This window comes from Megasphaera sp. ASD88 (assembly GCF_002287425.1).
GTDB lineage: Bacteria > Bacillota > Negativicutes > Veillonellales > Megasphaeraceae > Megasphaera > Megasphaera stantonii.
In genome coordinates, this window is the sequence record NZ_NQXW01000048.1 from 1 (window position 1) to 2173 (window position 2173).

Here is a 2173-nt window from a genome sequence, read left to right on the forward strand (position 1 = left end):
CTGACGTAGACGTAGGCCGACTGGGCTGAGGCGCTTCTACAGCCGGCATAGCTGCTGGTTCTTCCAGCCAATCCGGCAGCGCCCCTGCAAAATGAATAAAGCCGCCAGCAGGCAGACTCCTATGAAACGAATCGAAGGATTACACAAACCAGAAGTCACAGGCAGTGTTGAACGAATCGAAGGATTACACAAACCAGAAGTCACAGGCAGTGTTGAATGAATCGAAGGATTACACGAACCAGAAGTCACAGGCAGTGTTGAACGAGTCAAAAGATTACACTAACAACCAAGTTGCTATTGAAAAAGCTGAACGTGTAGCAACTGATGAAGAACATGATCGACAGATTGGCGTTATTAATGCGCAAATCGGAGCAGTAAGCGAAACGGATCTTGGTTTGACTAATGGTGAAAAGACACTTGTGGGCGGTATAAATGCGAATAGTGCAGCTATTGCTCAAAACCGTCAAGATATCAACAACTTGAACCACCGTGTCGATAACCTCGACAGCCGCATCGACAAGGTCGGCGCAGGCGCAGCTGCCTTGGCGGCTTTACATCCGCTGGATTTCGACCCGGACGCTAAGTGGGACTTTGCAGCCGGTTATGGCAACTATAACGGCGAAAATGCCGTTGCTGTCGGTACGTTCTATCGTCCCAATGAAGATACGATGTTCAGCGTCGGCGGTACCTTCGGCAATGGGGAAAACATGATTAATGCTGGCGTATCGCTGAAAATCGGTGCAGGCTCCAGCCATGTCACGACGTCCCGGACGGCCATGGCCAAGGAAATCAAGTCCATGCGCGACATCGTAGCCAAGCAGGATGCGCAGATCCAGAAATTGACGGCTATGGTCAACGCATTAGTCGGCGTACAGACGGAAACGGATACGACGACCATGTTCCCGGATGTACCGGAAAACCACTGGGCATACGAAGCTGTCGCAGCCATGGCTAAGAGCGGCCTGGTCAAGGGCTATCCGGACGGCGAATTCAAGGGCGACCGCAACATGACGCGGTATGAATTTGCCCAGATTGTCTACAATGCTATCCAAGCCGGCGCAGAAGTAGATGCTCGTCTGGTAGAAGAATTCAAGCCGGAATTGGAATACTTCCACATCGCTACCGTCGCGAAGGATAAAGACGGCAACCCGACGATTGAACGCGTACGGGCTAACTAATTTCATACAAAAGGGAATAGCGCTCAGTTCATAGCTGACGCAGCACAAGTAAAACGAGTCGGGGGAAACCTCGGCTCGTTTTTTTCTATCATTTTATTTGTTTAAAGGAGGAATTTTCCATGAATCAGACCATGCGCCGGTGGATTGACCGGGCTCAGAAAGGTGAAGAAGAGGCTGTATTAATGATATTGCAGCAGTTCCGTCCCTTGATTTACAAGTATGCTTGTCGTTATCAGTATTGTTATGATTCATTGGACGAGGCCATATCGGTGGCGCAATTAGCTATGCTCGAATGTATTCACGCTTTTGACATGTCCGGTAGCGAGGAAGTTCACAAGGCCTTTCGCCGGGCTGTAGACAGAGTCTTTAAAAGGGATAGCAGACGGTTTCGGACGTATGCCGAGATAATAGAGCATATGCTTCATGTCGACGAGGTTATCGAGGCGTTGGGAATATCTGGCGGCGATGAGCAAGACCCGCAGCGCCGAGCCGTTGCAGCGGAATTGCAGGAAAAGGTTCGCCAGTGTTTGGCTCACTTGACCGAGAAAGAACGGCAATTTCTCCATCTGCGGTATCATGCTGACCTGACATATGCTGATATAGCCCGCCGCTGCGGTCTGTCCCTGTCGCAGACGCACAAGCTGACCCAAGCGGCCATGGCGAAGTTTTGCGACATAATGCATCGATATGACATACATCCGTTGAACGGCGAAGAGGCGTAAGGAGGATATACAAACAGAGACGGCGTCAGAATGACGGTCCGTCTCTGTTTGCAGTTAAAAAGAGCCTGTGAAAAAATCTCTGTAAACATAGATCTTCTATGATACTTGGTAAGCTGAAAGCGAATTTGAGAACTTTCAGCTCATGGTTTATATATAACAACACATGCTGAACATGTCAAGTACAGACAGGATTTTCGCCTGCTTTTGCCAGCTATGCGTTACTCTGGGAGTCGGCCTTCGTACATTATGCTCAGTTCCCCATACACCTGTCCC

At 49.6% G+C, this 2173-nt stretch carries 2 protein-coding genes; both read left to right on the forward strand.

The features are described from left to right. Nucleotides 1-209: 209 nt before the first annotated feature. Entirely contained in the window at nt 210-1178 is a 969-nt protein-coding gene (locus tag CJ260_RS12375; RefSeq protein WP_369831767.1) for an S-layer homology domain-containing protein, read from the forward strand. A gap of 119 nt (nt 1179-1297) precedes the next feature. Further along, nucleotides 1298-1900, forward strand: coding sequence for an RNA polymerase sigma factor (locus CJ260_RS12380; RefSeq protein WP_095630426.1), 603 nt, complete (start codon nt 1298-1300; stop codon nt 1898-1900). Nucleotides 1901-2173 lie beyond the last annotated feature (273 nt).